Below are 26,049 nucleotides of genomic sequence, written 5' to 3'. Positions count from 1 at the left end.
GATGCCGGATGGCGGCTGCGCCTTATCCGGCCAATGCAAAAAATTAACGCCGCCATGAAAAAAATACGCCCTTAACCCTCCTCCGGTATTATCACCGGAGGATATTTATTTACCGGCAGAGTTATTCCTCGTGAATAAATAATGCTTTATCACGCAGAATATGATCGTTGCCGCGGCGACGGGTAAAACCGATACGGTCAAAGTGTTCGAGGATCTGGATCGCCAGCTTGCGGCCGACGTTGAGCTTATCGCGAAAATCCGCCGCGCAGGTTGATCCGCGCTGCTCGTCTAACTCGCGGACCATACTGGCGAAGGTCACGATGCGATCGTTACGGTAATAACGATCTTTGACGATCGCCGTAATCATCCCCTGCTGCGCCGCCTGCCGTAGCACCGCACGCATCACCTGTTCGTCGGTGCCGGTTTCCCGCGCCAGATCGCGCACCCACCACGGTTCATCGCCGAACAGAACAGCGGCCCGTTGCCAGATCGCCTGCTGCTCGTCGCTAAAGCCTGCTTTGTGATCCGGCAGGTGCAGCCAGCCGTGATGGCTGTGGATCGCGCCGCCGTCACGCATCTGCTCAATCAGCGTCAGCACCAGCGGCTCATCTTCCATCGGCAGCGCAATACGCCGCAGGCGTTCGCGGCCCGGTCCCGGCTCGTCAGGATGCTGCTGGTGATAAATCGTCAGCGCGTCCATCAGCTTACGCTGCCAGCGTGCCGCCAGCGGCGCATCCAGCAGGCAACCGCCTGCCTGGAGATAATCAGGGCGGTCGATTAACAACTCAAGTCCTGCCCGGTTGAGCTGCCGCGCCCAGCCGACGTCCGCTAGCCGGACGGCGTCGCGCTGGAGATGCACGGAGAGAGCCTGCGCATCGCTATCACATGCCGCCAGCGTCGCCAGCCATTGCAGATACTCAGGCTTGCGCTTGCCGCGCCGGGGCGGGTTTAGCGCAATCACTCGCGCGCCCGCCAGCGTTTCGCGCGCGGAGATATCGCGCAGCACCAGCCGGTCGTTATCCGCCAGCCACAGCGGCGTGTCGAGCACCAGCTCGGCCAGGTTGTTCTCCAGCAGGGAGACGCGCCCGGTAATGTGGCTGGCGGCGTGGTGAATATGCAGCGGCTGCCACTGACTCAGCGCCGCATGGCGTTGCAGTTCGACGATAACCCGTTCTGACGGCGCAGGCGGCGCGTCGGATAGCAGCCAGTCGCCGCGGGCGATGTCTTCTTTCTGCGCGTCGCCCGCGATGTTGAGAGCGATACGCTGCCCGCCGTGCGCGTGGTCCGTTGGCTGATTCTGCGCATGCAGGCTGCGCACGCGCATCGGTTTGTTCACCCCGGTCAGCCAGAGCGAATCGCCAGGGCGTACATCGCCGGAAAGCGCGGTGCCGGTGACCACCAGCCCGGCCCCCTTGACGGTAAACGCGCGATCTATTGCCAGCCGAAAACGCTGATGTTCCGGATGCGGACGCTCGCTTAATTGCAGAAGATGCTCGCGCAGCGCGTCAATACCCTGCATCTGCGTGGCGGCAGTCACGAATAACGACGCACCAGAAAAACCATACCCGTGCAGCGTACTGATGACCTCCTGTCGCACCGCCTCAACGCGCGCCTCGTCAACGCGATCCGCTTTGGTCAGCGCCACCGTCAGCGTCGGGCTGCCGGTAAGTTGCAGGATCGCAAGATGTTCGCGGGTCTGCGCCATCACGCCATCATCACACGCCACCACCAGCAGCGCATGATCGATGCCGCCGACGCCCGCCAGCATATTCGCCAGAAACTTCTCATGGCCGGGAACGTCGATAAAGCCCGGCACGCGACCATCCGGCTGCGGCCAGTAGGCATACCCCAGGTCGATCGTCATGCCGCGTTTTTTCTCTTCCGGCAGGCGGTCGGCGTTAATGCCGGTGATTGCCTCCAGCAGTGTCGTTTTGCCGTGGTCAACATGCCCGGCGGTGGCAATAATCATTGCAGTACCATCTCCAGAAAACGAGGTTCATCTTCAAGACAACGCAGGTCCAGCCACAGGCGACCGTCATAAATGCGCCCGATAATCGGCACCGGCAGCGACCGCCAGCGGGCGGCTAACGCTTCCAGACGACCGCCGCGCCCGTCAAACGGCGTAAAGGTCAGCGCGGCGCTGGGCAGGCGCTCCACCGGCAGGGAACCGCTACCGATTTGCGAGGAACACGGCATCACCTGTACGACAAATTCATCGGCATAACGCCCGTTGAGCGGTTCCCGCAGGCGCACGCCCTGCTGATGAATAGACTCCGCGCTACGGTTAAGCAGGCGTAGCGTCGGCAGATTGTCCGCCAGCGCTTCCGGATGCAGATACAGGCGCAGCGTGGCTTCCAGCGCCGCGAGAGTCATTTTATCCGCGCGCAGCGCGCGCTTCAGCGGATGGCTTTGCAACTGCGCGATCAGCGCTTTTTTACCAACGATAATCCCTGCCTGCGGGCCGCCGAGCAGCTTATCACCGGAGAAACTTACCAGACTAACGCCTGCGGCAATCAGCGCCTGCGGCATCGGCTCTTTTGGCAGACCGTACTGACTGAGATCGACCAGCGAACCGCTGCCTAAATCCGCGACCACCGGAATGCTCTGCTGCTGGCCAATCGCCGCCAGTTCCGCTTCGTCCACCGTTTTGGTGAACCCTTCAATGCTGTAGTTACTGGTGTGGACCTTCATCAACAGGCCGGTATTTTCATTGATGGCCTGCATATAATCTTTTGCATGCGTGCGGTTGGTGGTGCCGACCTCGTGCAGCACACAGCCTGCCTGACGCATCACGTCCGGAATACGAAATGCGCCGCCGATTTCCACCAGCTCGCCGCGTGATACCACCACCTCTTTGCCATTCGCCGTCGCCGCCAGCATCAGCAGCACCGCCGCCGCGTTGTTGTTCACGATACAGGCATCTTCCGCACCGGTGATCTGACAGAGGAGATCGGCAATCGCCCGATCGCGATGGCCGCGCCCGGCACCGTCCAGATCGTACTCCAGCGTCACCGGCGAGCGCATCGCCTGCGTCACGGCTTCCACGGCGGATTCTGCCTGAAGCGCCCGGCCCAGGTTGGTATGCAGCACCGTGCCGGTCAGGTTAAACACCGGACGCAGCGAGCTCTGTTCGCTGCGCTCAAGCTGGCTAAGCACCGCCGTATGCCAGTCATCACACCACTCCGGCAAACGCTGCTGTTCACGAATAAGGTTACGCGCCGTCTCCTGAAGCTGATGCAGGGTTTCCACCACGCGGCTATGGCCCCAGGTCTCCAGTAAGGCAGAAAAAGCGGGATCGCGCAGCAGGCGATCGGTGGCGGGAAGCTGGCTGTACAGTGAATGGGTCGTCATGGGCGCGCCTGGCAGTAAGGAATTATTCCCCCCTCGCCTGGAGAGGGGCCGCTATGCGCAAAGAGTTTACCGCGTCCCGGTATAAAGTGTTATGCCTTTGGTGGCTCGGTGCGGGCAAAGCTCTCCCGCTGGAAAAGCGTTTCCACCAGTTTAACCAGCTGCGGACGGTCCACGCACCAGCCTGGCGACACCCGGCGGAAATTGAGGTAATCAATGGCGCAGGCAATGGCGATGGTCGCCAGATTTACGTCGTCGCTTTTCAGGGTGCCGTCAACGAGGTAAGCCTCCAGCGCGTCCAGCGCGCGGCTGATTTTCTCCCGCTGGCGAAGCAACTCCTCGGGAGACTGCTGCGCCACCGGACGCGTCTGCTCGCGCACCGAGACCAGCGCCGCGTCCATGATGCCGTCGGCCAGCGCTTCAAGCTGGCAAATGCGCAGCGCCGCTTTTGGCTCTTTGGGGATCAGCGCGGGCGCGATATCCAGTTGCTCAAGGTATTGGGCAATAATCGGCGAGTCATACCAGTATTCGCCGTCATCGGTCACCAGCGCAGGCACTTTTCCCAGCGGATTGTACTGCGCCACGCCGTTCGTCTGGTTATAGGGCAGTTCGTTGATAAATTCGAAGGTGATGCCTTTTTCCAGCAGGATCACCGAAATTTTGCGTACAAACGGGCTGGTATAGCTGCCGATGAGTTTCATGACTGCTCCTTTCTGCCAACAAAAAGGTAAGTATGGCGTAGAACGGAAGGGTTGATCCCACCGCTTTGCATAAAACGTCATATTAATGACATCTTCATCGGCGATGGTGAAACTGATGCCGCTGTTGGTAAGAAAATTACAGCCCGAATTTTAACCGCATGCGCAATTTGCGTTTGATCACACTCGGAAAAATCCTGACAAAAATATCTTGTGATCTAATTCACAAATAATTGACAAAGAGGGAGATAAAAAATGTGATTAACATCACATTAACGCCGGGATGGTAGCCTTCTTTAGCGCTGTGTTCTTTTTTTACACATGTTATTTGTGATCGAAATCACTATAAACAGCCGTTAACCCCCTGCATTTAGGTGATCTGCGTCACATAAAAAGGTGCTCTCTGGACAGTTGGCCGTTTAAGTGCCAGATTTCGCATCATCAACAGGGTACGGCTACCTCTGCCGCCATATTAACAAAAAACTCGGGCTTCCAGCCTCGCGACAGTACACATAAGAAGGGGTGTTTTATGTCATCCGATATCAAGATCAGAGTGCAAAGCTTTGGTCGTTTCCTCAGCAACATGGTGATGCCAAATATCGGCGCGTTTATCGCGTGGGGTATTATCACCGCGTTATTTATTCCAACAGGGTGGTTGCCTAACGAAACGCTGGCGAAACTGGTTGGCCCGATGATTACCTATCTGCTGCCGCTGCTCATCGGTTATACCGGTGGTCGTCTGGTTGGCGGCGATCGTGGCGGCGTGGTCGGCGCTATCACCACCATGGGCGTTATCGTCGGCGCGGATATGCCGATGTTCCTCGGCGCTATGATTGCCGGTCCGCTGGGCGGCTGGGCGATCAAACGTTTTGATATGTGGGTAGACGGTAAGATCAAGTCCGGTTTTGAAATGCTGGTGAATAACTTCTCCGCTGGCATCATCGGTATGATCCTCGCGATTCTGGCCTTCCTTGGCATTGGCCCTGCGGTTGAAGTCCTGTCCAAAGTTCTGGCGGCAGGCGTTAACTTCATGGTGGTGCATGAAATGCTGCCGCTGGCGTCTATCTTTGTTGAACCGGCGAAAATCCTGTTCCTCAACAACGCCATCAACCACGGTATCTTCTCGCCGCTGGGTATTCAGCAGTCTCACGATCTCGGCAAGTCTATCTTCTTCCTGATCGAAGCTAACCCGGGTCCGGGGATGGGCGTTCTGCTGGCGTACATGTTCTTTGGTCGCGGCAGCGCTAAACAGTCTGCCGGCGGCGCGGCTATCATCCACTTCCTGGGTGGTATCCACGAAATCTACTTCCCGTATGTGCTGATGAATCCGCGTCTGCTGCTTGCCGTTATCCTCGGCGGTATGACTGGCGTGTTCACCCTGACCATGCTGAACGGTGGTCTGGTTTCCCCGGCGTCTCCGGGCTCCATCCTGGCCGTACTGGCGATGACGCCGAAAGGTGCTTATTTTGCTAACATCGCCGCTATCCTTGCTGCGCTGATCGTGTCCTTCGTGGTTTCCGCTATCCTGCTGAAAACCAGCAAAGTGAAAGAAGAAGACGATATTGAAGCGGCGACCCGTCGCGTACAGGACATGAAAGCCCAGTCTAAAGGCGCAACGCCGCTGGCAACGGGCGATGTGACTAACGACCTGAGCCACGTGCGTAAAATCATCGTGGCCTGCGACGCCGGCATGGGTTCCAGCGCTATGGGTGCAGGCGTGCTGCGTAAGAAAGTGCAGGATGCGGGTCTGACAAATATCTCTGTTACCAACAGCGCGATTAACAGCCTGCCGCCGGATGTTGACCTGGTCATCACCCACCGCGATCTGACCGAACGCGCGATGCGCCAGGTTCCGCAGGCGCAGCATATTTCGCTGACCAACTTCCTCGACAGCGGTCTGTATACCAATCTGACCGAGCGTCTGGTAGCGGCACAGCGTCATACGGATAACGAAGTTAAAGTGCGCTCCAGCCTGCAGGACAGCTTCGATCAGCCGGATAGCAACCTGTTCCAGCTGGGCGCAGAGAACATCTTCCTCGGTCGCACTGCCGCCACCAAAGAAGAAGCGATTCTGTTCGCCGGTGAACAACTGGTGAAAGGCGGCTACGTTGAACCTGAATACGTTCAGGCGATGCTGGACCGCGAGAAGCTGACCCCGACCTATCTCGGCGAATCCATCGCGGTTCCGCACGGCACGGTTGAAGCGAAAGACCGCGTGCTGAAAACCGGTGTGGTATTCTGCCAGTATCCGCAGGGCGTTCGTTTCGGTGAAGACGAAGATGATATCGCCCGCCTGGTCATTGGCATCGCCGCGCGCAATAACGAGCATGTGCAGGTGATTACCAGCCTGACCAACGCGCTGGATGACGAAACGGTCATTGAACGTCTGACGCATACCCAGAGCGTTGACGAAGTGCTGGCGTTGCTGGCAGGTAAACAGTAATGTTTGGCCGCGCTTCTCCGGGGGCGCGGCTCTGACTCTCTCCCTTTGGGAGAGGGTTAGGGTGAGGTAAGCGCCTCACCCCAGCCCTCTCGGGTAAAAACATTGATAAAGGTTAACGTTATGAAAGCATTACATTTTGGCGCAGGTAACATCGGTCGTGGCTTCATTGGCAAATTGCTTGCCGACGCGGGGATCGCCCTGACATTCGCTGATGTAAACCAGGTGGTTCTCGACGCCCTGAATGCCCGTCATAGCTATCAGGTGCATGTTGTCGGCGAAAATGAGCAGGTGGATACCGTCTCTGGCGTGAATGCCGTCAGCAGCATTGGCGATGAGGTAGTGGATTTGATAGCCCAGGTCGATCTGGTCACCACCGCGGTGGGTCCGGTAGTGCTTGAGCGTATCGCCCCAGCCATCGCTAAAGGTCTGGTAAAGCGTAAAGCGCAGGGCGTTTCTGCGCCGCTGAATATTATCGCCTGTGAGAACATGGTGCGCGGCACTACCCAGCTGAAAGGCCATGTCTTTGCCGCGCTGGCAGAAGAAGATAAAGCCTGGGTTGAAGAGCATGTCGGCTTCGTTGACTCCGCCGTTGACCGCATCGTGCCGCCGTCTGCCTCCGCGACCAACGATCCGCTGGAAGTGACCGTTGAAACCTTCAGCGAATGGATCGTTGATAAAACCCAGTTTAAAGGCGACCTGCCGACCATTCCGGGCATGGAACTTACCGACAATCTGATGGCCTTCGTAGAACGTAAACTGTTCACCCTGAATACCGGCCACGCCATCACCGCCTACCTCGGTCAACTCGCCGGGCACCAGACCATCCGCGACGCCATTCTGGATGAAAAAATCCGCACCGTGGTGCAGGGCGCGATGGAAGAGAGCGGCGCGGTGCTGATCAAGCGCTACGGTTTCGATGCCGGGAAGCATGCCGCCTATATTCATAAAATCCTTGGCCGTTTTGAGAACCCGTACCTGAAAGATGACGTTGAGCGCGTAGGCCGTCAGCCGCTGCGTAAACTGAGTGCGGGCGATCGTTTGATCAAACCGTTGCTGGGTACGCTGGAGTATCATCTGCCGCACGCCAACCTGGTGAAAGGGATTGCCGCCGCGATGCATTACCGCAGCGAGCAAGATCCGCAGGCGCAGGAACTGGCCGCTTTGATCGATGCAAAAGGCCCACAGGACGCGCTCGCGCAGCTTTCTGGCCTTGATGCTAACAGCGAAGTCGTTGAGAAAGCCGTGGCTGAATACAGCGCCACCAAATGATGACCGATCTGGCGCAGATTACTCTGCGCCAACCTTTTAGATTGTCAGATATGCAGGCAATAATGGAAGAAACCCAGGCCTTTGAAAATCGTGTGCTTGAGCGTCTGAATGCTGGCAAAACCGTAAGAAGCTTTTTGATTGCCGCCGTTGAACTCCTCACCGAAGCGGTCAATATTCTGGTTATGCAGGTATTCCGCAAAGACGACTACGCGGTGAAATATGCGGTTGAACCGCTGCTGGACGGTAATGGTCCGCTGGGCGATCTCTCCGTGCGTCTGAAGCTTATCTATGGGCTTGGCGTGATAAGCCGCCCTGAGTACGAAGATGCCGAACTGCTGATGGCGCTGCGCGAGGAGCTGAATCACGACGGTAACGAATATACCTTTACCGACGACGAGATCCTCGGGCCGTTTGGCGAGCTGCACTGCGTAACCGCCCTCCCCCCGGCTCCCCCGTTTGACGACAGCGATGCGGAACTTCTGGCGATGCAAATCCAGCGTTATCAGCAGGTTGTACGTTCCACGATGGTACTTTCCCTGACCGAGCTGATCTCCCGCATCAGCTTAAAAAAAGCCTTTCAGAAGTAACCTCGCGCACATTGGTGTATCCTTAGCGCAATCACCCTGATTCAGAGTCCATTTGTTATGAAAGAAGTCGAAAAGAACGAAATTAAACGCCTGAGCGATCGCCTCGATCTCATCCGCCACCAGCAGGCCGATCTGTCGCTGGTTGAAGATGCTGAGAAATACGCCGAGCTGGAAAAAGAGAAGGCCACGCTGGAAACGGAAATTGCCCGCCTGCGTGAAGTTCACGGCCAGAAGCTGAGTGTCGAAGCGCAAAAGCTGAGCAAATTACCGTTCCGCCGCGCCATCACTAAAAAAGAGCAGGCCGATATGGGCAAGCTGAAGAAAAGCGTCCGCGGGCTGATTGTCGTGCATCCGATGACCGCCCTGGGCCGTGAGATGGGGCTGAAAGAAGTGACGGGGTTTGCTAAAAACGAATTCTGATCGTTTGCCTGGTAAGCACAATGCCACTGTATTGTGCTTATTCCTGATAAAACCTCATCGAAATATCATGGCTGGCATTATATCTGAATGAAAATGCTACGCGCCTGGCTTATAAACCACTACCTTTCTTATTGGCCCTACCAATTCCCCCTTCAATCCACCCACACTTCACAATTCCTTAATTTTTACTCACACATACGTTGCTTACACATAACATTTAGTTAACCTTTCAAGGTCGTGACCCTAAACCCTCAAATTGGCAGGACCACCTTTACACAGAATGTGACGCAGCAATGAGCGCAGACTCACTGCGCTGGCGTAACGGTGGGCCTCAGGAGACCTGCATGAACCTCTGGCAACAGAACTACGATCCGGCCGGTAACATTTGGCTCTCAAGCCTCATCGCTTCGCTTCCGATTCTCTTTTTCTTCTTTGCGCTGATAAAGCTCAAGCTGAAAGGCTACATCGCAGCAACCTACACGGTAATTATCGCCCTGCTGGTGGCGCTATTCTTCTATAAAATGCCGGTCGATCGTGCGCTGGCCTCGGTGGTATACGGCTTCTTCTACGGCCTGTGGCCGATCGCCTGGATCATTATCGCAGCGGTCTTTGTTTATAAGATTTCAGTGAAAACCGGCCAGTTCGATATTATCCGCTCGTCGATTTTATCGATTACCCCGGACCAGCGCCTGCAAATGCTGATTGTCGGCTTTTCGTTCGGCGCGTTTCTGGAGGGGGCGGCAGGCTTTGGCGCGCCGGTGGCGATTACCGCCGCGCTGCTGGTCGGCCTCGGCTTTAATCCGCTGTATGCCGCCGGGCTGTGCCTGATTGTAAACACCGCGCCGGTGGCCTTTGGCGCGATGGGCATTCCGATTCTGGTCGCCGGCCAGGTGACCGGGCTGGACAGTTTTGAAATTGGCCAGATGGTTGGTCGCCAGCTGCCGTTCCTGACCATTATCGTGCTGTTCTGGATCATGGCGATTATGGACGGCTGGCGCGGGGTGAAAGAGACGTGGCCTGCGGTGATGGTGGCGGGCGGCTCGTTTGCCATCGCCCAGTATTTAAGCTCTAACTTTATTGGCCCGGAACTGCCGGACATTATCTCTTCGCTGGTGTCGCTGGTCTGCCTGACGTTGTTCCTTAAACGCTGGAAGCCGGTGCGTATTTTCCGCTTCGGCGATATGGGGGCGGCGCAGGTCGATCCTTCGATTGAGCGCATCCGCTACACGCCCGGGCAGATCCTGCGCGCCTGGTCGCCGTTCCTGTTCCTGACCGCGACGGTTACCCTGTGGAGCATTCCGCCGTTCAAGGCGTTATTTGCGCCCGGCGGCGCGATGTACGACTGGGTGATCAACGTTCCGGTGCCGTTCCTCGATAGACTGGTTGCCCGGATGCCGCCGGTAGTCCACGACGCCACCGCGTATGCTGCGGTATATAAATTCGACTGGTTCTCGGCCACCGGCACGGCGATCCTGTTTGCCGCATTGTTGTCTATCCTTTGGTTAAAGATGAAGCCGGGTGCGGCATTGCACACCTTCGGCAGCACGCTGAAAGAGCTGGCGTTGCCGATTTACTCGATTGGCATGGTGCTGGCCTTCGCGTTTATCTCGAACTACTCCGGCCTGTCATCCACGCTGGCGCTGGCTCTGGCGCATACCGGCCACGCGTTTACCTTCTTCTCGCCGTTCCTCGGCTGGCTGGGGGTATTCCTTACCGGCTCGGATACGTCGTCGAACGCGCTGTTTGCCGCGCTGCAGGCCACCGCCGCGCAACAAATCGGGGTATCGGACATTCTGCTGGTCGCCGCTAACACCACCGGTGGCGTCACCGGCAAGATGATTTCTCCGCAGTCCATCGCCATTGCCTGTGCGGCGGTAGGGCTGGTCGGGAAAGAGTCCGATCTGTTCCGCTTTACCGTCAAACACAGCCTGATTTTCACCTGTATGGTGGGCGTGATCACCACGCTTCAGGCCTATGTCTTAACCTGGATGATCCCGTGATAGTGATGCCTAAACGCCTGGCAGACGATGTTGCCGACCGTCTGCGGGCAATGATCGAAGAACAACAGCTGGAGGCTGGGATGCGTTTACCCGCCGAACGCCAGCTCGCCGTCCAGCTTGGGGTCTCGCGTAATTCTCTGCGTGAGGCCATCGCCCGGCTTAACAGTGAAGGGCTGCTGTTGAGCCGTCGCGGTGGCGGCACGTTTGTGCGCTGGCAGCATGAAAGCTGGACTGAACACAATATCGTTCAGCCGCTAAAAATGCTGCTGGCGGATGATCCGGACTACAGTTTTGACATTCTGGAAGCGCGTCATGCGATTGAAGCCAGCACCGCCTGGCATGCGGCGCTGCGTGCAACCAGCGCGGATAAAGAGAAAATTAAACTGTGTTTTGAAGCCACGCTCGGCGACGACCCGGATCTGGCCTCGCAGGCGGATGTCCGTTTTCACCTCGCGATTGCTGAGGCTTCCCATAACGTCGTGCTGCTGCAAACCATGCGCGGCTTTTTTGATCTGTTGCAGTCTTCCGTCAAACAGAGCCGCCAGCGCATGTATCTGGTTCCGCCCGTTTTCGCCTGCCTGACCGAACAGCATCAGGCGGTGATGGAGGCGATCCTCGCCGGTGACGCCGATGGCGCACGTAAGGCGATGATGGCCCACCTTAAATTCGTCCATACCACGATTAAACGTTTCGATGAAGATCAGGCCCGCCAGGCGCGTATTACCCGCCTGCCCGGCGATCAGAACGATAATTCAGGGGAGAAAAAATCATGATTATTTCCGCCGCCAGCGACTACCGCGCTGCCGCTCAACGTATTCTGCCGCCGTTTTTGTTCCACTATATCGACGGCGGTGCCTATGCCGAATATACCCTGCGCCGCAATGTGGAAGATCTCTCGCAGATCGCCCTGCGTCAGCGCGTGCTGAAGAACATGTCCGATTTAAGCCTTGAGACCACGCTGTTTAATGAAAAACTCTCCATGCCGGTAGCGCTGGCCCCGGTCGGGCTGTGCGGGATGTACGCCCGTCGAGGAGAAGTACAGGCGGCAGCAGCGGCGGACGCGAAAGGCATTCCGTTTACGCTTTCCACCGTCTCGGTGTGCCCGATTGAGGAGGTCGCGCCGACCATCAAGCGCCCGATGTGGTTCCAGCTCTACGTCCTGCGCGATCGCGGTTTTATGCGTAACGCGCTGGAGCGGGCAAAGGCGGCGGGCTGCTCCACGCTGGTCTTTACCGTGGATATGCCAACGCCGGGCGCGCGTTATCGCGACGCTCACTCCGGCATGAGCGGCGCAAACGCCGCGATGCGCCGTTACTGGCAGGCGGTGACCCACCCGCAGTGGGCATGGGACGTGGGGGTTAACGGTCGTCCGCATGATTTAGGGAATATTTCGGCCTACCTCGGCAAACCGACCGGGCTGGAAGATTATATCGGCTGGCTGGCCAATAACTTCGATCCCTCGATCTCCTGGAAAGACCTGGAGTGGATCCGCGAGTTCTGGGATGGACCGATGGTGATCAAAGGGATCCTTGATCCAGACGATGCCCGCGACGCGGTACGCTTTGGCGCGGACGGGATCGTGGTTTCCAACCACGGCGGCCGCCAGCTCGATGGTGTACTGTCCTCCGCGCGCGCCCTGCCCGCCATTGCCGACGCGGTAAAAGGCGATATCGCGATCCTTGCCGACAGCGGTATCCGCAACGGCCTGGACGTGGTGCGGATGATCGCCCTGGGTGCGGATACCGTGCTGCTTGGTCGCGCCTATCTTTATGCGCTGGCAACGCACGGGCAGGCGGGCGTCGCCAATCTGCTGAATCTGATTGAGAAAGAGATGCGGGTAGCAATGACGCTGACCGGGGCGAAGTCGATTAAAGAGATCACTCAGGATTCGCTGGTGCGCGAACTGGGCAAAGCGCTGCCCAACGCCCTGGCACCGATGACGCAGGGAGATGCGGCGTAATTCTCCTCACCCCCACTCTCTCTATCTGCTATTCTGCCCCCGCAATTTAAGGGGGCAGTATGCTGAACATCGTTTTATTCGAACCGGAAATCCCGCCGAATACTGGAAATATCATCCGTTTATGCGCCAATACCGGCTTTCGTCTGCACATCATTGAGCCAATGGGCTTTGCCTGGGACGATAAGCGCCTGCGTCGCGCCGGACTGGATTACCATGAATTTACCGCCGTCACGCGCCACCACGATTATGCCGCCTTTATTGAAGCACAAAAGCCGCAGCGCCTGTTCGCGCTAACCACAAAGGGCACGCCAGCGCACAGCGCGGTAAGCTATCAGGACGGGGATTATCTGATGTTCGGCCCGGAAACGCGCGGCCTGCCTGCCAGTATTCTTGAGGCATTACCGGCGGAGCAAAAAATTCGGATTCCGATGATGCCGGACAGCCGCAGCATGAATTTGTCGAACGCGGTGTCGGTAGTAGTGTATGAAGCCTGGCGCCAGCTGGGATATCCGGGCGCGGTGTTAAGAACCTGATATTAGCGAGGGTGTGCGTTTGCCCAGCCATACAGAAGTGCCGTATGGTCCACATAACCTGCGTCGGAAGACGGGGCGTTAAATCCCGTCTCCGTACTCAAACCCGTTATGCGCGCTAAAATGCTGGTCCATATCCATTGCTGGCTTATCCGACTCGGGTTTACCGACGATACGCGCCGGGACGCCAGCGACGGTGGTGTGTGGCGGAACAGGCTGTAATACCACCGAACCAGCGCCAATCTTCGCGCCGCGCCCGACTTCAATGTTGCCGAGGATTTTCGCGCCCGCGCCGATCATTACGCCTTCGCGGATTTTCGGGTGGCGATCACCGCTGGTTTTACCGGTCCCGCCTAACGTGACCGATTGCAGAATGGAGACATCGTTTTCAATCACCGCCGTCTCGCCCACTACAATGCCGGTGGCGTGATCGAGCATGATCCCGTGACCAATCATTGCCGCCGGGTGGATATCGACCTGGAAAGAAACTGACACCTGATTTTGCAGGAAAATAGCCAGCGCCTGACGGCCCTGATGCCACAGCCAGTGGCCGATGCGGTAGGCCTGGAGCGCGTGGAAGCCTTTGAGATAGAGCAACGGCGTGGAGTATTTATCCACCGCCGGATCGCGGGTGCGGACGGCCTGGATGTCGCAGGCGGCGGAGGCAATCATCTCCGGGTCCGCGGCATAAGCCTCTTCCACCACTTCACGGATGGCGATGGCGGGCATAATCGGCGAGGCCAGCTTATTGGCCAGCATATAGCTTAATGCGCTGCCAAGGTTTTCATGCTTCAGTAACGTCGCGTGATAAAAACTGGCCAGCATCGGCTCACAATCGGCCAGCGCTCTTGCTTCGGCTTTAATATTATTCCAGACGATATCCAGTTCTTCACACGGCATTGCTGACTCCAGACGAATTAAAGCGATCGGCCAGTTCTGTGCTGACCGTATCTGAGATGACAGGTTTCTCTTTGGCTAATTGCTGCTGCGCTCGTCCTTGCGCGAACGCCCCAATAAGGTCAATGCTGCCTCGCGGGCGTTTTTTCCGCAATACAATACCTGATAAATTTCCTCGGTTATTGGCATTTCTACCCCGAAGCGATGCGCCAGCGCGCGCACTTCTTTAGTATTACGGTAGCCTTCAACTACCTGGCCGATCTGATCCTGCGCGCCCTGCACATCCATGCCCTGACCGAGCATCATGCCAAAACGACGGTTACGCGACTGGTTGTCGGTACAGGTCAGCACCAGATCGCCCAGCCCCGCCATGCCCATAAAGGTGGACGGGTCGGCACCCAGCGCGGCACCCAGACGCGACATTTCCGTCAGGCCGCGGGTAATTAAGGCGGTGCGGGCGTTAGCGCCAAAGCCAATACCGTCCGACATGCCCGCGCCGATGGCGATGACGTTTTTCACCGCCCCGCCCAGCTGCACGCCGATAAAATCCGGATTGCTGTAAACGCGAAAACTTTTGCCGCAGTGCAAAAGCTGCTGGAGATCGTCTGCAAAGGCGGTATCTGTCGCCGCCAGCGAGATCGCCGTAGGTAAGCCTGCTGCCAGCTCTTTAGCAAAGGTCGGGCCGGAGATCACCGCCAGCGGGATATCGTCGCCCAGCGCTTCACGGGCAACGTCCTGCAACAGACGTCCGGTTTCCGCTTCAAGCCCTTTGGTCGCCCAAACCAGCCGCGCATCGGCACGCATCAGCGGCTTAATCTGGCGCAGCACTTCGCCAAACACATGACTCGGCACCACCACCAGGATATTGCGGCTGGCGGCCAGCGCGGTCGCTAAATCGCTCTCAAGGCGCAGCGTATCCGGGAAAGGAACATCGGGAAGGAACGCGACGTTGCAGCGATCGTGCTCAAGCGTCGCGATATGTTTGGGATCGTGGCCCCACAGGACAACCTGATGGCCGTTTCTTGCCAGGGTGATGGCAAGAGCGGTGCCGTACGAGCCGGCACCGATCACTGTCATTGACGCATTACTTTCGCTCATCAGGCATCCTGATGTTCTTCAGTACCTTCGCCGCCTTCGCCAGCCTGCTGCTGCAAATAGTTCATAAACAGCGCATCGAAGTTAACCGGCGCGAGGTTCAGTTGCGGGAACGTACCGCGTGAAACCAGGCTGGTGATGCATTCACGGGCATACGGGAACAGAATGTTCGGGCAGTATGCGCCAAGGCAATGCGCCATCTGAGTGCCTTCAATACCTTCGATGGAGAAAATACCACCCTGCTGCACTTCGCACAGGAATGCGGTTTCTTCGCCAAGAGAGGCGGTCACGGTTACACGCAGTACCACTTCGTAAACACCTTCAGCCAGCTGGCTGGACGCGGTATCCAGATCCAGTTTAACTTCCGGCTGCCAGTCTTTCTGAAAAACGTGCGGCGCGTTAGGCGCTTCGAAAGAGATGTCTTTGGTGTAGATACGCTGGATCTGAAAAGCCATCTCAGTATTATTTTGTTCTGACATGTGAAAAACCCTTTAGTGTTGTCCTTAAAATATACGTCATCCTTCCGGTTGCATCCCTGATGCCATCCTGAATGATGTTTTATATGCGTTAGCGCAGCAGAGGATCCAGTCCACCACGTGCGTCCAGCGCATACAAGTCGTCGCAGCCACCAATGTGCTGCGCATCAATAAAAATCTGTGGGACGGTCGTGCGGCCACTGCGTTGGATCATCTCATCGCGTTTGTGCGCATCGCCGTCAATCGGCAGCTCTTCAAACGTCACGCCTTTGCTGTTCAGCAGCGCTTTTGCTCGGTGGCAAAACGGGCAGGTTGCTTTGGTGTAGATCTCAATATTGGCCATAATCGTCTCTCCGGGTTATTTGCCGCGGACCAGAGGCAGGTTTTCACCGCTCCAGCCAGCAACGCCTTCTTTCAGTACGAAGACTTTCTCGTATCCGGCTTTGATCAGCGCATTGGCGGATTCCTGAGCCTGAACACCTGTACCATCAACAACAATAATGGGTTTGTCTTTGTGTTTATCAAGCTCGCCGACGTTATTCGCTTTAATTTCGGCAGGCAATACGTTAATGGAACCAGCAATGTGCCCTTTACGGAAGTCGTCGCGCTGGCGCAGATCGACCACAACGGCATCTTCTTTATTGATAAGACGAGTCGCTTCACCGCGTGTAATGACCTTCACTTTAGACGTGAGACCCTTAAAGGTGGTGAACAGTACGGCCACCAGCAATGCCACCCACGCGAGACAAAGTATGGGGTGACGGCTAACAAATTGCATAATTTCTTGCATGGGGGTAACAACTCCCGACGTAGTGATTGAAAAACCAGGGAAGGAGTATACCTGTGCAGTGTGGCAAATACAGCCAGCCAGCGCGATGTTATGCATTTTCTGCGGCGCGCCGCGAAAAAAATTGTCGCATACAGGTAAATCTGCACCCAACGCAGCCGCTTTCTTTGATCTTCTGCGGCTATTTAATCGATTCAGTTGAAGTAATATTAGGCAAATTTTTTTGGCTCATGAGCATGAGGTTGTCGCAATGTCGATTTCTAAAAAACCAATGGTACTGGTGATTCTGGATGGCTATGGTTATCGCGAAGATAAACAGGATAACGCCATTTCCGCGGCAAAAACGCCGGTAATGGACGCCCTGTGGGCAAAACGTCCGCATACGCTGATCGACGCTTCCGGGCTGGAAGTCGGTCTGCCGGATCGCCAGATGGGCAACTCCGAAGTGGGTCACGTAAACCTCGGCGCAGGCCGCATTGTGTATCAGGACCTGACCCGTCTGGACGTCGAAATTAAAGAACGCACCTTCTTTGCTAACCCGGTCCTGACGGCAGCAGTAGAAAAAGCAGCCACCGCAGGCAAAGCGGTACATATCATGGGCCTGCTCTCCGCTGGCGGCGTTCACAGCCATGAAGATCACATCCTGGCGATGGTAGAACTGGCGGCTGAACGCGGCGCGGAAAAAATCTATCTGCACGCGTTCCTCGACGGTCGCGACACTCCGCCGCGCAGCGCTGAAGGCTCCCTGAAAACCTTCGAAGACAAATTTGCTGCGCTGGGCAAAGGTCGCGTGGCGTCAATCATTGGTCGTTATTACGCGATGGATCGTGACAACCGTTGGGACCGCGTTGAGCAGGCCTACGATCTGCTGACCCAGGCCAAAGGCGATTTCCAGGCGAATACCGCTGTCGCTGGTTTGCAGGCGGCCTATGCGCGTGATGAAAACGATGAGTTCGTTAAAGCCACGGTGATTCGCGCTGAAGGCCAGGCCAATGCCGCGATGGAAGACGGCGACGCGCTAATTTTCATGAACTTCCGCGCCGACCGCGCCCGTGAAATCACCCGCGCGTTTGTCAACGCCGATTTCGACGGCTTTGCCCGTAAGAAAGAAATTAAGCTCGGTGATTTCGTCATGCTGACGGAATATGCCGCCGACATCAAAACCGCCGTCGCTTATCCGCCGTCGTCGCTGGAAAATACCTACGGCGAGTGGATGGCAAAGAACAACAAGACCCAGCTGCGCATCTCCGAAACCGAGAAGTATGCCCACGTAACCTTCTTCTTTAACGGCGGCGTCGAAGAACCGTTTAAAGGTGAAGAACGTATTCTGATCAACTCACCGAAAGTGGCAACCTACGATCTGCAACCGGAAATGAGTTCTGCCGAGCTGACCGAAAAACTGGTTGCCGCCATCGAAAGCGGTAAGTACGACACCATCATCTGTAACTACCCGAACGGCGATATGGTCGGTCATACCGGCGTAATGGAAGCGGCCATCAAGGCAGTTGAAGCGCTGGACCACTGCGTTGAGCAGGTAACGAAAGCAGTGGAGTCCGTTGGCGGACAGCTGCTGATCACCGCCGACCACGGTAACGCCGAACAAATGCGCGATCCGTCTACCGGCCAGGCGCATACTGCCCACACCAACCTTCCGGTTCCTCTGATTTATGTCGGCAACAAAACCGTGACGGCAGTAGAGGGCGGCAAGCTTTCCGACATCGCGCCGACCATGCTGACGCTGATGGGAATGGAAATCCCGCAACAGATGACTGGTAAGCCGCTGTTCATCGTGGAATAATCCCTCCCCATGAGGGGAACGGTGATCTATTCAAACAAACGGATCGTGACGGCGGTCAGATCCGTACTTTACGCCAGCGCACTTAGCGCTGGCGTATTGCTGTGCGCCTTTCCCGCCCACGCCGATGAACGCGATCAGCTAAAAAGTATTCAGGCCGATATCGCTGCCAAGCAGCGTGCGGTGCAAAAGCAGCAGCAACAGCGTGCGGGTTTGCTCAACCAGCTCAAGCAGCAGGAAGAAGCGATTGCCGCCGCCGCGCGTAAGCTGCGGGAAACCGAAAACAGCCTCACCCAGTTAAACAAGCAGATTGCCGACATGAACGCCTCCATTGCCCGCCTTGAACAGCAGCGAGCGGCGCAGGAGCGTAACCTTGCCGCGCAGCTGGATGCCGCCTTTCGTCAGGGCGAGCATTCCGGCCTTCAGTTCGTGCTGAGCGGCGAAGAAGGCCAGCGCGGACAGCGTTTACAGGCTTATTTCGGCTATCTGAACCAGGCGCGTCAGGAGACGATTGCACAGCTCAAACAGACGCGTGCCGAGGTTGACTCGCAAAAGGCCGAACTGGAAGAGAAACAAAGCCAGCAGCAGACCTTGCTATATGAGCAGCGGGCGCAGCAGGCGAAACTGGAGCAGGCGCGCAACGAGCGTAAAAAGACCCTTACCGGTCTTGAATCTTCCATTCAGCAGGGTCAGCAGCAGCTAAGCGAAATGCGGGCCAACGAATCGCGCCTGCGTAACAGTATTGCGCGCGCCGCAGCGGCAGCCAAAGCCCGTGCCGAACAGGAAGCCCGTGAAGCGGAAGCCGTCCGCACTCGCCAGAAAGAAGCCTCCAGCAAAGGCACCACCTATAAACCGACCGAAAGTGAACGTTCCCTGATGTCGCGTACCGGCGGGCTGGGTTCACCGCGTGGTCAGGCATACTGGCCGGTACGCGGTCCTACCCTGCATCGCTATGGCGAGCAGCTTCAGGGCGAACTACGCTGGAAAGGCATGGTTATCGGCGCGTCTGAAGGTTCCGAAGTCAAAGCCATCGCCGATGGCCGGGTGATCCTCGCCGACTGGCTGCAGGGCTACGGCCTGGTGGTTGTGGTTGAGCACGGTAAAGGCGATATGAGTCTTTACGGCTATAATCAGAGCGCGCTGGTGAGCGTGGGAACCCAGGTGCGCGCCGGTCAGGCAATCGCACTCGTGGGCAATAGCGGCGGTCAGGGCAGACCGTCGCTCTATTTCGAAATTCGCCGCCAGGGTCAGGCGGTCAATCCACTGCCGTGGTTGGGAAGATAAGTTTTGCTTCAATTTCGTCGAATTGTTGTTTGTACCGCAGGAATAGTAGCCGTTATCGCGCCGGTTTACGCAGGTAAACTCGCCATCGTGATTGATGATTTTGGCTATCGCCCGCAGACTGAAAATCAGGTGCTGGCCCTCCCCCCGACCATTAGCGTCGCCGTGTTACCTAACGCACCGCACGCCCGTGAGATGGCGACTAAAGCGCACAATAACGGTCATGAAGTGTTAATTCACCTGCCGATGGCGCCGTTAAGCAAACAGCCGCTGGAAAAAGATACCCTGCGCCCGGATATGAGCAGCGCTGAAATTGAGCGCATCGTACGTGAGGCGGTGGATGACGTCCCTTACGCCGTGGGGCTGAACAACCACATGGGCAGCGCCATGACCTCCAGCCTGTTCGGCATGCAGAAAGTGATGCAGGCGCTGAGCCGCTATAATCTCTACTTTCTCGACAGCATGACGATCGGCAACAGCCAGTCGATGCGCGCGGCCAGCGGCACGGGCGTAAAAGTGATTAAGCGCCGGGTTTTCCTGGATGACACGCAGCGGGAGGCGGATATTCGCGCCCAGTTTACGCGTGCGGTTGAGCTGGCGCGGCGTAATGGTTCGGCGATTGCTATCGGGCATCCGCATCCGACCACCGTGCGCGTGTTGCAACAGATGGTCTACAACCTGCCGTCAGATATTACCCTGGTGCGTCCGAGCGACCTGCTCAACGAGCCGCAGATTGACACGTCGACCCCAAATACCAAACCGCCGAAAACCATTACGCCGGATGCGCCGCGTAATCCGTTCCGCGGCGTGAAACTCTGCAAGCCGAAGCAAAAAACCGAGCCGGTTTACGCCACGCGCTTCTTCAGCGTACTGAGCGAGAGCATCAGCCAGAGCACTCTGGTGCAGTATTTTCAGCACCAGTGGCAGGGCTGGAACCAGCAAAAATAACGGACGGCGTCCGCTTAGCGCAGGTTAACCGCCTCGCGGGCGAGACGCCGGATGCACAGCTTGCGATCGCGCCATTTCCACAGCCGCACCGACCATAGCAGCGCCTGATACGCCAGTTTCGGGCTACGCACGTTCGTCACCATCCGCTGATACATGCCGGAGGTAAAAATCTCGGCGATCATGCGCTGGCGGATCATCGGATCGCGCTCTTTGCGTACCGAATGACATACCCGCAACGCTTCGTAAACGATTTGCTGATGGAATTCAGGATGAATAGTGATTTTCCCGGCATAGTCGCGGTTCAGCTTCTCCAGCAGGCGAGTGATCTTCATATAGTGGCGCTGATAGGCGAGGTTTTTTTGCCCCTGGCGCTTGAGGCGGCTAACCGAGGCGTCGTGCAGGAAGTATTTATACAGACACTCTTCCGTGTAGCGCACCCGACGGGCGTTAAACATGCACTCGGTGGACCATAAAATATCCTGATGATGCAGACCCGGCACGAAGGTCAGGCCGCACTCCTCAAGCATCTGACGGCGATATACGCCCATCCATACCACGTGCGTCCAGCGGCGGGAGGCCAGCGCCATACGTAGCCAGTCCGGACCGCTCAATACCTCTGTTGAGCGCAGGCGGTCCAGCGGGATCGACTGCCAGCAGTCGCCGGTCGCGCTGTCGCACCAGTCGGCGTTGCACTGCGCGACGTCGAGATTATCCCGCAGCGCCATGGTCATCAGCGTTTCATACATCCTGGAATAGGTGAGATCGTCTGCATCAACAAAAGCGACATACTCCCCTGTCGCCGCTTCCATGCCGCGATTACGCGCGACGGACGCACCGGCATTCGCCTGCGTAATCAACTGGATATGCGGATATTTCTCTGCATAATGCTGCGCAATTCCGACGGAACAGTCCGTTGAACCATCATTAACAATAATAATTTCCAGAGCGCTCCAGCTCTGAGCCACCAGCGACTCCATACAGGCGGCGAAAGCTTCGCCTGCGTTATAGAGAGGGATAATGACGCTGAGTTTGCCTGAGCGAATCATCATAGTAATTACCTGCTTAACAATGGATATGCGGTTACGTTTTACGCACTATTCCTTAAGAAAGACTTAAGGCCCGACGCGCTTTGTTTATCCCGTTGATTTTCAAATTGAAAATAAATCCAGATTAAGAATAATCACTAATTGTTAAGTTTTGACGACACCAGCTCGTTTAGGGTTAGGGTATAATGTGACGAATAATCATTACCCTTACATGTAACCACCCAACCGGAAGTGTTATGCCCATCGTTACCAGTAAAGAAAACGGCTTCACGATTTATCAGAAGGACACAGGCGTTCGTTTTGGCGAGATAGTAAAAAAATATCTGGCCGGCGAGTTGCCGTCGGTATCGTTGGGCAGTGGTAATGAGGACAGAACCGTTGCGGTCGTGGAATACGAAGGTAAAAAATATATCGTCAAAAACGATCGGGAAAAAGATAAGCGGCTTGAGAAACGGCTGCAAAATTATCTCTCCGGGCCTTTTTTCTCAAAGCTGATTTATGCCACCGACCGCGCGATAACCCAGGGTTATACCGGGACCGCCGATCTCTATTATGTGGCGGAAAAAATGGTCGGCCGCGAATGTGAAAACGTCTTTACCCTTCATGAGTATGTCGAAGGAACGCCGTTGAAGGTCATCGACGATTCGAATCGCGAGGAGATTAAAAATTGTATTCTGGCGCTGCACCGCGCCGGGCTTGCCTCCAATGATATTCATGCCGGGAATTTTATCCGTACCCCGGAGGGGGAGCTGAAGGTTATTGATCTCTCCTGTCGCGGCAGTATGCGAGTGTGCCAGGCGAACGATATTTTAACCCTGCGGAAAAAATACCATCTCGAGGTAGAAGGTCACGGCGCGGTGTATCGCGCGATCAGATTGAAAGAGGATTTTCGTAAGCTTTCACGCAGGTTGCGCGGTAAGGTGAGTTCTCACGCCTGACGTGGGCTCCATACCATAACATACCGTTAACGGCACATCGTTTAACAGCAAACCGTAGTCCCGGTAAGCGCAGCGCCACCGGGAAAAGGACCGCATCCGGCCCACGTTAAACACCCGGTAAGCTGCGCTCACCGGGGAACACGCCGGACCTTAATCCCAGCTCAGGATCACTTTCCCGGACCGACCGGAACGCATCTCGTCAAAGCCCTGCTGGAACGCATCAATCGGGAATCGGTGGGTAATAATAGGTGACAAATCCAGACCAGACTGGATCAGCGCCGCCATCTTGTACCATGTTTCAAACATCTCGCGTCCGTAGATACCTTTGATAAACAATCCCTTAAAGATCACTTTATTCCAGTCAATCGACATATCCGACGGTGGAATGCCCAGCATGGCGATACGACCGCCGTGATTCATGGTGTCCAGCATGGAACGAAACGCTGGCGGCGCACCGGACATCTCCAGCCCCACGTCAAAACCTTCGGTCATGCCCAGTTCAGCCATCACCTCGGTCAGGTTTTCTTTAGAGACATCAACCGCACGGGTGACGCCCATTTTACGCGCCAGCTCAAGGCGGTATTCATTCACATCGGTAATAACAACGTTACGCGCGCCGACGTGTTTCGCCACCGCCGCGGCCATAATGCCAATCGGACCCGCGCCGGAGACCAGCACGTCTTCACCGACCAGATCGAACGACAGCGCCGTGTGAACCGCATTGCCAAACGGATCGAAGATAGATGCCAGCTCGTCGGAAATATTGTCAGGAATTTTAAACGCGTTAAAGGCCGGGATCACCAGATATTCCGCGAAGCAGCCCGGACGGTTAACCCCCACGCCCACGGTATTGCGGCACAGATGCGTGCGCCCGCCGCGGCAGTTACGGCAGTAGCCGCAGGTAATATGGCCTTCGCCCGACACGCGGTCACCAATTTTAAAGCCTTTCACTTCCTGACCAATACCGACCACTTCACCCACATATTCATGGCCGACAACCATTGGAACCGGGATAGTCTTTTGCGACCACTCGTCCCAGTTATAGATATGCACATCGGTGCCACAAATCGCGGTTTTACGGATTTTGATCAGCAGGTCGTTATGGCCAACGTCCGGTTTTGGGACGTCGGTCATCCAGATGCCTTCTTCCGCTTTCAGTTTCGATAACGCTTTCATCTATGATCCTCAGGCAATCACGCCCAGTTGTTTACCGATGCGGGTAAAGGCTGCCACCGCACGTTCAATTTGTTCCGGCGTATGCGCCGCCGACATTTGGGTACGGATCCGCGCCTGGCCTTTTGGCACCACCGGGTAGAAGAAACCGGTGACGTAAATCCCTTCTTTTTGCAGCTCGCGGGCAAAGTTCTGCGCCACCGTGGCGTCGCCTAACATCACCGGAATAATCGCGTGATCGGCCCCGGCCAGCGTAAAACCCGCCGCCGACATCTGCTCGCGGAACTGACGGGCATTGGCCCACAGGCGCTCGCGCAACTCCGCGCCGGATGCCAGCATCTCCAGCACGTTAATCGAGGCGGAAACAATGGCCGGTGCCAGAGAGTTGGAGAACAGGTACGGACGAGAACGCTGGCGCAGCCATTCCACCACCTCCTTACGCGCCGCCGTATAGCCGCCGGATGCGCCGCCGAGCGCCTTACCCAGCGTACCGGTGATGATGTCTACCCGGTCCATCACTTCACAATATTCATGCGTGCCACGACCGTTTGCGCCAACGAAGCCGACCGCGTGGGAGTCATCCACCATTACCAGAGCGTCATATTTATCCGCCAGATCGCAGACGCCTTTCAGGTTGGCGATCACGCCATCCATGGAAAATACGCCGTCGGTGGCGATGAGCACATGGCGCGCCCCGGCTTCACGCGCCTCTTTCAGGCGGGCTTCCAGCTCCTGCATATTGTTGTTGGCGTAGCGAAAACGCTTCGCTTTACACAGGCGCACGCCGTCAATTATCGAGGCATGGTTCAGCGCGTCGGAAATAATGGCATCCTCTGCCCCAAGCAAGGTTTCAAACAGGCCGCCGTTGGCGTCAAAGCAGGAGGAGTACAGGATCGCGTCTTCCATACCGAGGAATTCGGCCAGTTTTTTCTCCAGCACTTTGTGGCTGTCCTGCGTACCGCAGATAAAACGCACCGATGCCATACCAAACCCGTGAGAGTCCATGCCCACTTTGGCAGCGGCGATCAGTTCAGGATGGTTAGCAAGGCCAAGATAGTTATTCGCGCAGAAGTTAATGACGTGGCTACCATCGCCGACAGTGATATCCGCCTGCTGGGCAGAAGTAATGATCCGTTCTTCCTTAAATAACCCTTCCGCCCGCGCCGTTTCCAGATCGCCACTTAATTGCTTATAAAAGTCCCCACGCATAACCACTCTCCCGATTCGATAAAAGTTGGTACATATTACCCAAAGCTATACGTTGATACGAGATGACGCATTAGCAGATGCGATTTTTGCAGCATAAATCACGCATGCGCAGGTGGCTGTCGGTGAAAGCTGAAGACTGGACGTTGTGATGGTATGATAAAGACATTCGTATCTGAGACGGTCTCAGTACCCACTATTTCAAAGGTTAACGTATGATCATTGTGACTGGCGGCGCAGGTTTTATCGGCAGCAACATCATTAAGGCCCTGAATGATAAAGGCATTACCGACATCCTGGTGGTTGATAACCTGAAAGATGGCACCAAGTTTGCCAACCTGGTCGACCTCAATATCGCTGATTATATGGATAAAGAAGACTTCCTCGTTCAGATCATGGCGGGCGAAGAGTTCGACGATATCGATGCCATTTTTCATGAAGGCGCGTGCTCTTCCACCACCGAGTGGGACGGCAAGTATATGATGGATAATAACTATCAATACTCCAAGGAGCTGTTGCACTATTGCCTGGAGCACGAAATCCCGTTCCTGTACGCGTCCTCGGCTGCCACCTACGGCGGACGCACCTCTGACTTTATTGAATCCCGCGAATACGAAAAACCGCTGAACGTTTACGGCTACTCTAAATTCCTGTTCGATGAATATGTGCGTCAGATCCTGCCGGAAGCGAACTCACAGGTTGTCGGCTTCCGCTATTTCAACGTCTATGGCCCGCGCGAAGGGCATAAAGGCAGCATGGCGAGCGTGGCTTTCCATCTCAATACTCAACTGAACAATGGCGAAAGTCCGAAACTGTTTGAAGGCAGCGACGGCTTTAAGCGTGATTTCGTCTACGTTGGCGACGTTGCGGCGGTGAACCTGTGGTTCCTGGAAAACGGCGTTTCCGGCATTTTCAACCTGGGTACCGGGCGCGCGGAATCTTTCCAGGCCGTCGCGGATGCGACGCTGGCCTTCCACAAACAAGGCAGCATCGAATACATCCCGTTCCCGGAAAAACTGAAAGGCCGCTATCAGGCGTTTACGCAGGCGGATCTCACTAATCTGCGCGCTGCGGGCTACGACAAGCCGTTCAAAACCGTTGCTGAAGGCGTGACGGAATATATGGCCTGGCTGAACCGCGACGCATAATCCT

Annotated in this window: 24 protein-coding genes; 13 read left to right on the top strand and 11 right to left on the bottom strand. The window is 56.3% G+C overall.

The genetic code is table 11. From position 1 onward, the window contains the following. Window positions 1-121: 121 nt before the first annotated feature. The 3 genes from selB to P0H77_RS01030 all read right to left on the bottom strand — a co-directional run bounded on the left by selB (window position 122) and on the right by P0H77_RS01030 (window position 4,049). Window positions 122-1,969 carry a selenocysteine-specific translation elongation factor gene (selB, locus tag P0H77_RS01040; RefSeq protein WP_276161202.1) on the bottom strand — a complete coding sequence of 616 codons (1,848 nt, stop codon included), beginning with the start codon at window positions 1,967-1,969 and terminating at the stop codon, window positions 122-124. After that, a complete protein-coding gene (selA, locus tag P0H77_RS01035) occupies window positions 1,966-3,351 on the bottom strand; it encodes an L-seryl-tRNA(Sec) selenium transferase (protein ID WP_276161201.1) in 1,386 nt (461 codons plus the stop codon). The genes selB and selA overlap by 4 nt, the downstream gene beginning before the upstream one ends. A gap of 89 nt (window positions 3,352-3,440) precedes the next feature. After that, on the bottom strand, window positions 3,441-4,049 hold the full coding sequence (locus P0H77_RS01030) for a glutathione S-transferase (protein ID WP_276161199.1): 609 nt from the start codon (window positions 4,047-4,049) through the stop codon (window positions 3,441-3,443). Between the two features lie 526 nt (window positions 4,050-4,575). Here P0H77_RS01030 and P0H77_RS01025 point away from each other — a divergent pair. From P0H77_RS01025 to trmL, 8 genes are all read left to right on the top strand, one after another. Next, window positions 4,576-6,489 (top strand): PTS mannitol transporter subunit IICBA, encoded by a 1,914-nt coding sequence (locus tag P0H77_RS01025; RefSeq protein WP_276161197.1) that lies wholly within the window; start codon window positions 4,576-4,578, stop codon window positions 6,487-6,489. A 120-nt stretch (window positions 6,490-6,609) separates the two neighbouring features. Then, on the top strand, window positions 6,610-7,758 hold the full coding sequence (gene mtlD / locus P0H77_RS01020; RefSeq protein WP_194207550.1) for a mannitol-1-phosphate 5-dehydrogenase: 1,149 nt from the start codon (window positions 6,610-6,612) through the stop codon (window positions 7,756-7,758). Further along, window positions 7,755-8,345, top strand: a complete 591-nt coding sequence (mtlR, locus tag P0H77_RS01015; RefSeq protein WP_276161194.1) for a mannitol operon repressor MtlR — start codon at window positions 7,755-7,757, stop codon at window positions 8,343-8,345. The genes mtlD and mtlR overlap by 4 nt, the downstream gene beginning before the upstream one ends. Before the next feature lie 57 nt (window positions 8,346-8,402). After that, window positions 8,403-8,765 (top strand): YibL family ribosome-associated protein, encoded by a 363-nt coding sequence (locus P0H77_RS01010; protein ID WP_194207552.1) that lies wholly within the window; start codon window positions 8,403-8,405, stop codon window positions 8,763-8,765. A gap of 344 nt (window positions 8,766-9,109) precedes the next feature. Further along, window positions 9,110-10,765 (top strand): L-lactate permease, encoded by a 1,656-nt coding sequence (lldP, locus tag P0H77_RS01005; RefSeq protein WP_276161190.1) that lies wholly within the window; start codon window positions 9,110-9,112, stop codon window positions 10,763-10,765. Beyond that, complete coding sequence (lldR, locus tag P0H77_RS01000) at window positions 10,762-11,538, top strand: transcriptional regulator LldR (RefSeq protein ID WP_276161187.1); 777 nt, start codon at window positions 10,762-10,764, stop codon at window positions 11,536-11,538. The genes lldP and lldR overlap by 4 nt, the downstream gene beginning before the upstream one ends. Then, the gene (lldD, locus tag P0H77_RS00995; protein WP_276161186.1) at window positions 11,535-12,725 is read left to right on the top strand and encodes an FMN-dependent L-lactate dehydrogenase LldD; all 1,191 of its coding nucleotides are present in this window, start codon (window positions 11,535-11,537) and stop codon (window positions 12,723-12,725) included. Before lldR ends, lldD begins: the two co-directional genes overlap by 4 nt. A 59-nt stretch (window positions 12,726-12,784) precedes the next feature. Beyond that, complete coding sequence (gene trmL / locus P0H77_RS00990; protein WP_276161184.1) at window positions 12,785-13,258, top strand: tRNA (uridine(34)/cytosine(34)/5-carboxymethylaminomethyluridine(34)-2'-O)-methyltransferase TrmL; 474 nt, start codon at window positions 12,785-12,787, stop codon at window positions 13,256-13,258. 78 nt (window positions 13,259-13,336) lie between these two features. Here trmL and cysE read toward each other — a convergent pair whose 3' ends face one another. The 5 genes from cysE to P0H77_RS00965 form a co-directional block, all read right to left on the bottom strand. Next, complete coding sequence (gene cysE, locus P0H77_RS00985) at window positions 13,337-14,155, bottom strand: serine O-acetyltransferase (protein ID WP_276161182.1); 819 nt, start codon at window positions 14,153-14,155, stop codon at window positions 13,337-13,339. Between the two features lie 75 nt (window positions 14,156-14,230). Then, complete coding sequence (gene gpsA, locus P0H77_RS00980; RefSeq protein WP_276161180.1) at window positions 14,231-15,250, bottom strand: NAD(P)H-dependent glycerol-3-phosphate dehydrogenase; 1,020 nt, start codon at window positions 15,248-15,250, stop codon at window positions 14,231-14,233. Next, complete coding sequence (gene secB / locus P0H77_RS00975) at window positions 15,250-15,726, bottom strand: protein-export chaperone SecB (protein WP_276161175.1); 477 nt, start codon at window positions 15,724-15,726, stop codon at window positions 15,250-15,252. Before secB ends, gpsA begins: the two co-directional genes overlap by 1 nt. An 88-nt stretch (window positions 15,727-15,814) precedes the next feature. Then, entirely contained in the window at window positions 15,815-16,066 is a 252-nt protein-coding gene (gene grxC / locus P0H77_RS00970; RefSeq protein WP_176920037.1) for a glutaredoxin 3, read from the bottom strand. Between the two features lie 15 nt (window positions 16,067-16,081). Next, window positions 16,082-16,513, bottom strand: a complete 432-nt coding sequence (locus tag P0H77_RS00965) for a rhodanese-like domain-containing protein (RefSeq protein WP_276161169.1) — start codon at window positions 16,511-16,513, stop codon at window positions 16,082-16,084. Between the two features lie 247 nt (window positions 16,514-16,760). Between P0H77_RS00965 and gpmM the strand changes: the two genes are divergently transcribed. The 3 genes from gpmM to P0H77_RS00950 are packed head-to-tail and all read left to right on the top strand — an operon-like array spanning window position 16,761 to window position 20,534. After that, window positions 16,761-18,308, top strand: coding sequence for a 2,3-bisphosphoglycerate-independent phosphoglycerate mutase (gene gpmM / locus P0H77_RS00960; RefSeq protein ID WP_276161166.1), 1,548 nt, complete (start codon window positions 16,761-16,763; stop codon window positions 18,306-18,308). Window positions 18,309-18,317: 9 nt separating this feature from the next. Further along, window positions 18,318-19,589: a murein hydrolase activator EnvC gene (gene envC, locus P0H77_RS00955; RefSeq protein ID WP_276161163.1), complete on the top strand. Its 1,272-nt coding sequence runs from the start codon at window positions 18,318-18,320 to the stop codon at window positions 19,587-19,589. 3 nt (window positions 19,590-19,592) lie between these two features. Then, complete coding sequence (locus P0H77_RS00950) at window positions 19,593-20,534, top strand: divergent polysaccharide deacetylase family protein (RefSeq protein ID WP_276161161.1); 942 nt, start codon at window positions 19,593-19,595, stop codon at window positions 20,532-20,534. Between the two features lie 14 nt (window positions 20,535-20,548). Here the strand turns inward: P0H77_RS00950 and P0H77_RS00945 are convergent, their stop codons facing one another. Beyond that, complete coding sequence (locus tag P0H77_RS00945; RefSeq protein ID WP_276161156.1) at window positions 20,549-21,583, bottom strand: glycosyltransferase; 1,035 nt, start codon at window positions 21,581-21,583, stop codon at window positions 20,549-20,551. Window positions 21,584-21,816: 233 nt separating this feature from the next. Between P0H77_RS00945 and P0H77_RS00940 the strand changes: the two genes are divergently transcribed. Next, window positions 21,817-22,518, top strand: coding sequence for a lipopolysaccharide core heptose(II) kinase RfaY (locus P0H77_RS00940; RefSeq protein WP_276161152.1), 702 nt, complete (start codon window positions 21,817-21,819; stop codon window positions 22,516-22,518). Window positions 22,519-22,668: 150 nt separating this feature from the next. On the opposite strand, the gene tdh is transcribed toward P0H77_RS00940, so the two are convergent. Next, the gene (gene tdh, locus P0H77_RS00935; protein ID WP_276161151.1) at window positions 22,669-23,694 is read right to left on the bottom strand and encodes an L-threonine 3-dehydrogenase; all 1,026 of its coding nucleotides are present in this window, start codon (window positions 23,692-23,694) and stop codon (window positions 22,669-22,671) included. A gap of 9 nt (window positions 23,695-23,703) precedes the next feature. Next, complete coding sequence (gene kbl / locus P0H77_RS00930; RefSeq protein WP_276161149.1) at window positions 23,704-24,900, bottom strand: glycine C-acetyltransferase; 1,197 nt, start codon at window positions 24,898-24,900, stop codon at window positions 23,704-23,706. 212 nt (window positions 24,901-25,112) lie between these two features. Between kbl and rfaD the strand changes: the two genes are divergently transcribed. Then, on the top strand, window positions 25,113-26,045 hold the full coding sequence (gene rfaD, locus P0H77_RS00925; protein WP_194207568.1) for an ADP-glyceromanno-heptose 6-epimerase: 933 nt from the start codon (window positions 25,113-25,115) through the stop codon (window positions 26,043-26,045). The last annotated feature ends 4 nt before the right edge of the window (window positions 26,046-26,049 follow it).

This window comes from Superficieibacter sp. HKU1 (genome assembly GCF_029319185.1).
In the GTDB taxonomy this organism is placed as follows: Bacteria; Pseudomonadota; Gammaproteobacteria; order Enterobacterales; family Enterobacteriaceae; genus Superficieibacter.
This window is presented reverse-complemented; position numbering and strand designations above follow the sequence as displayed.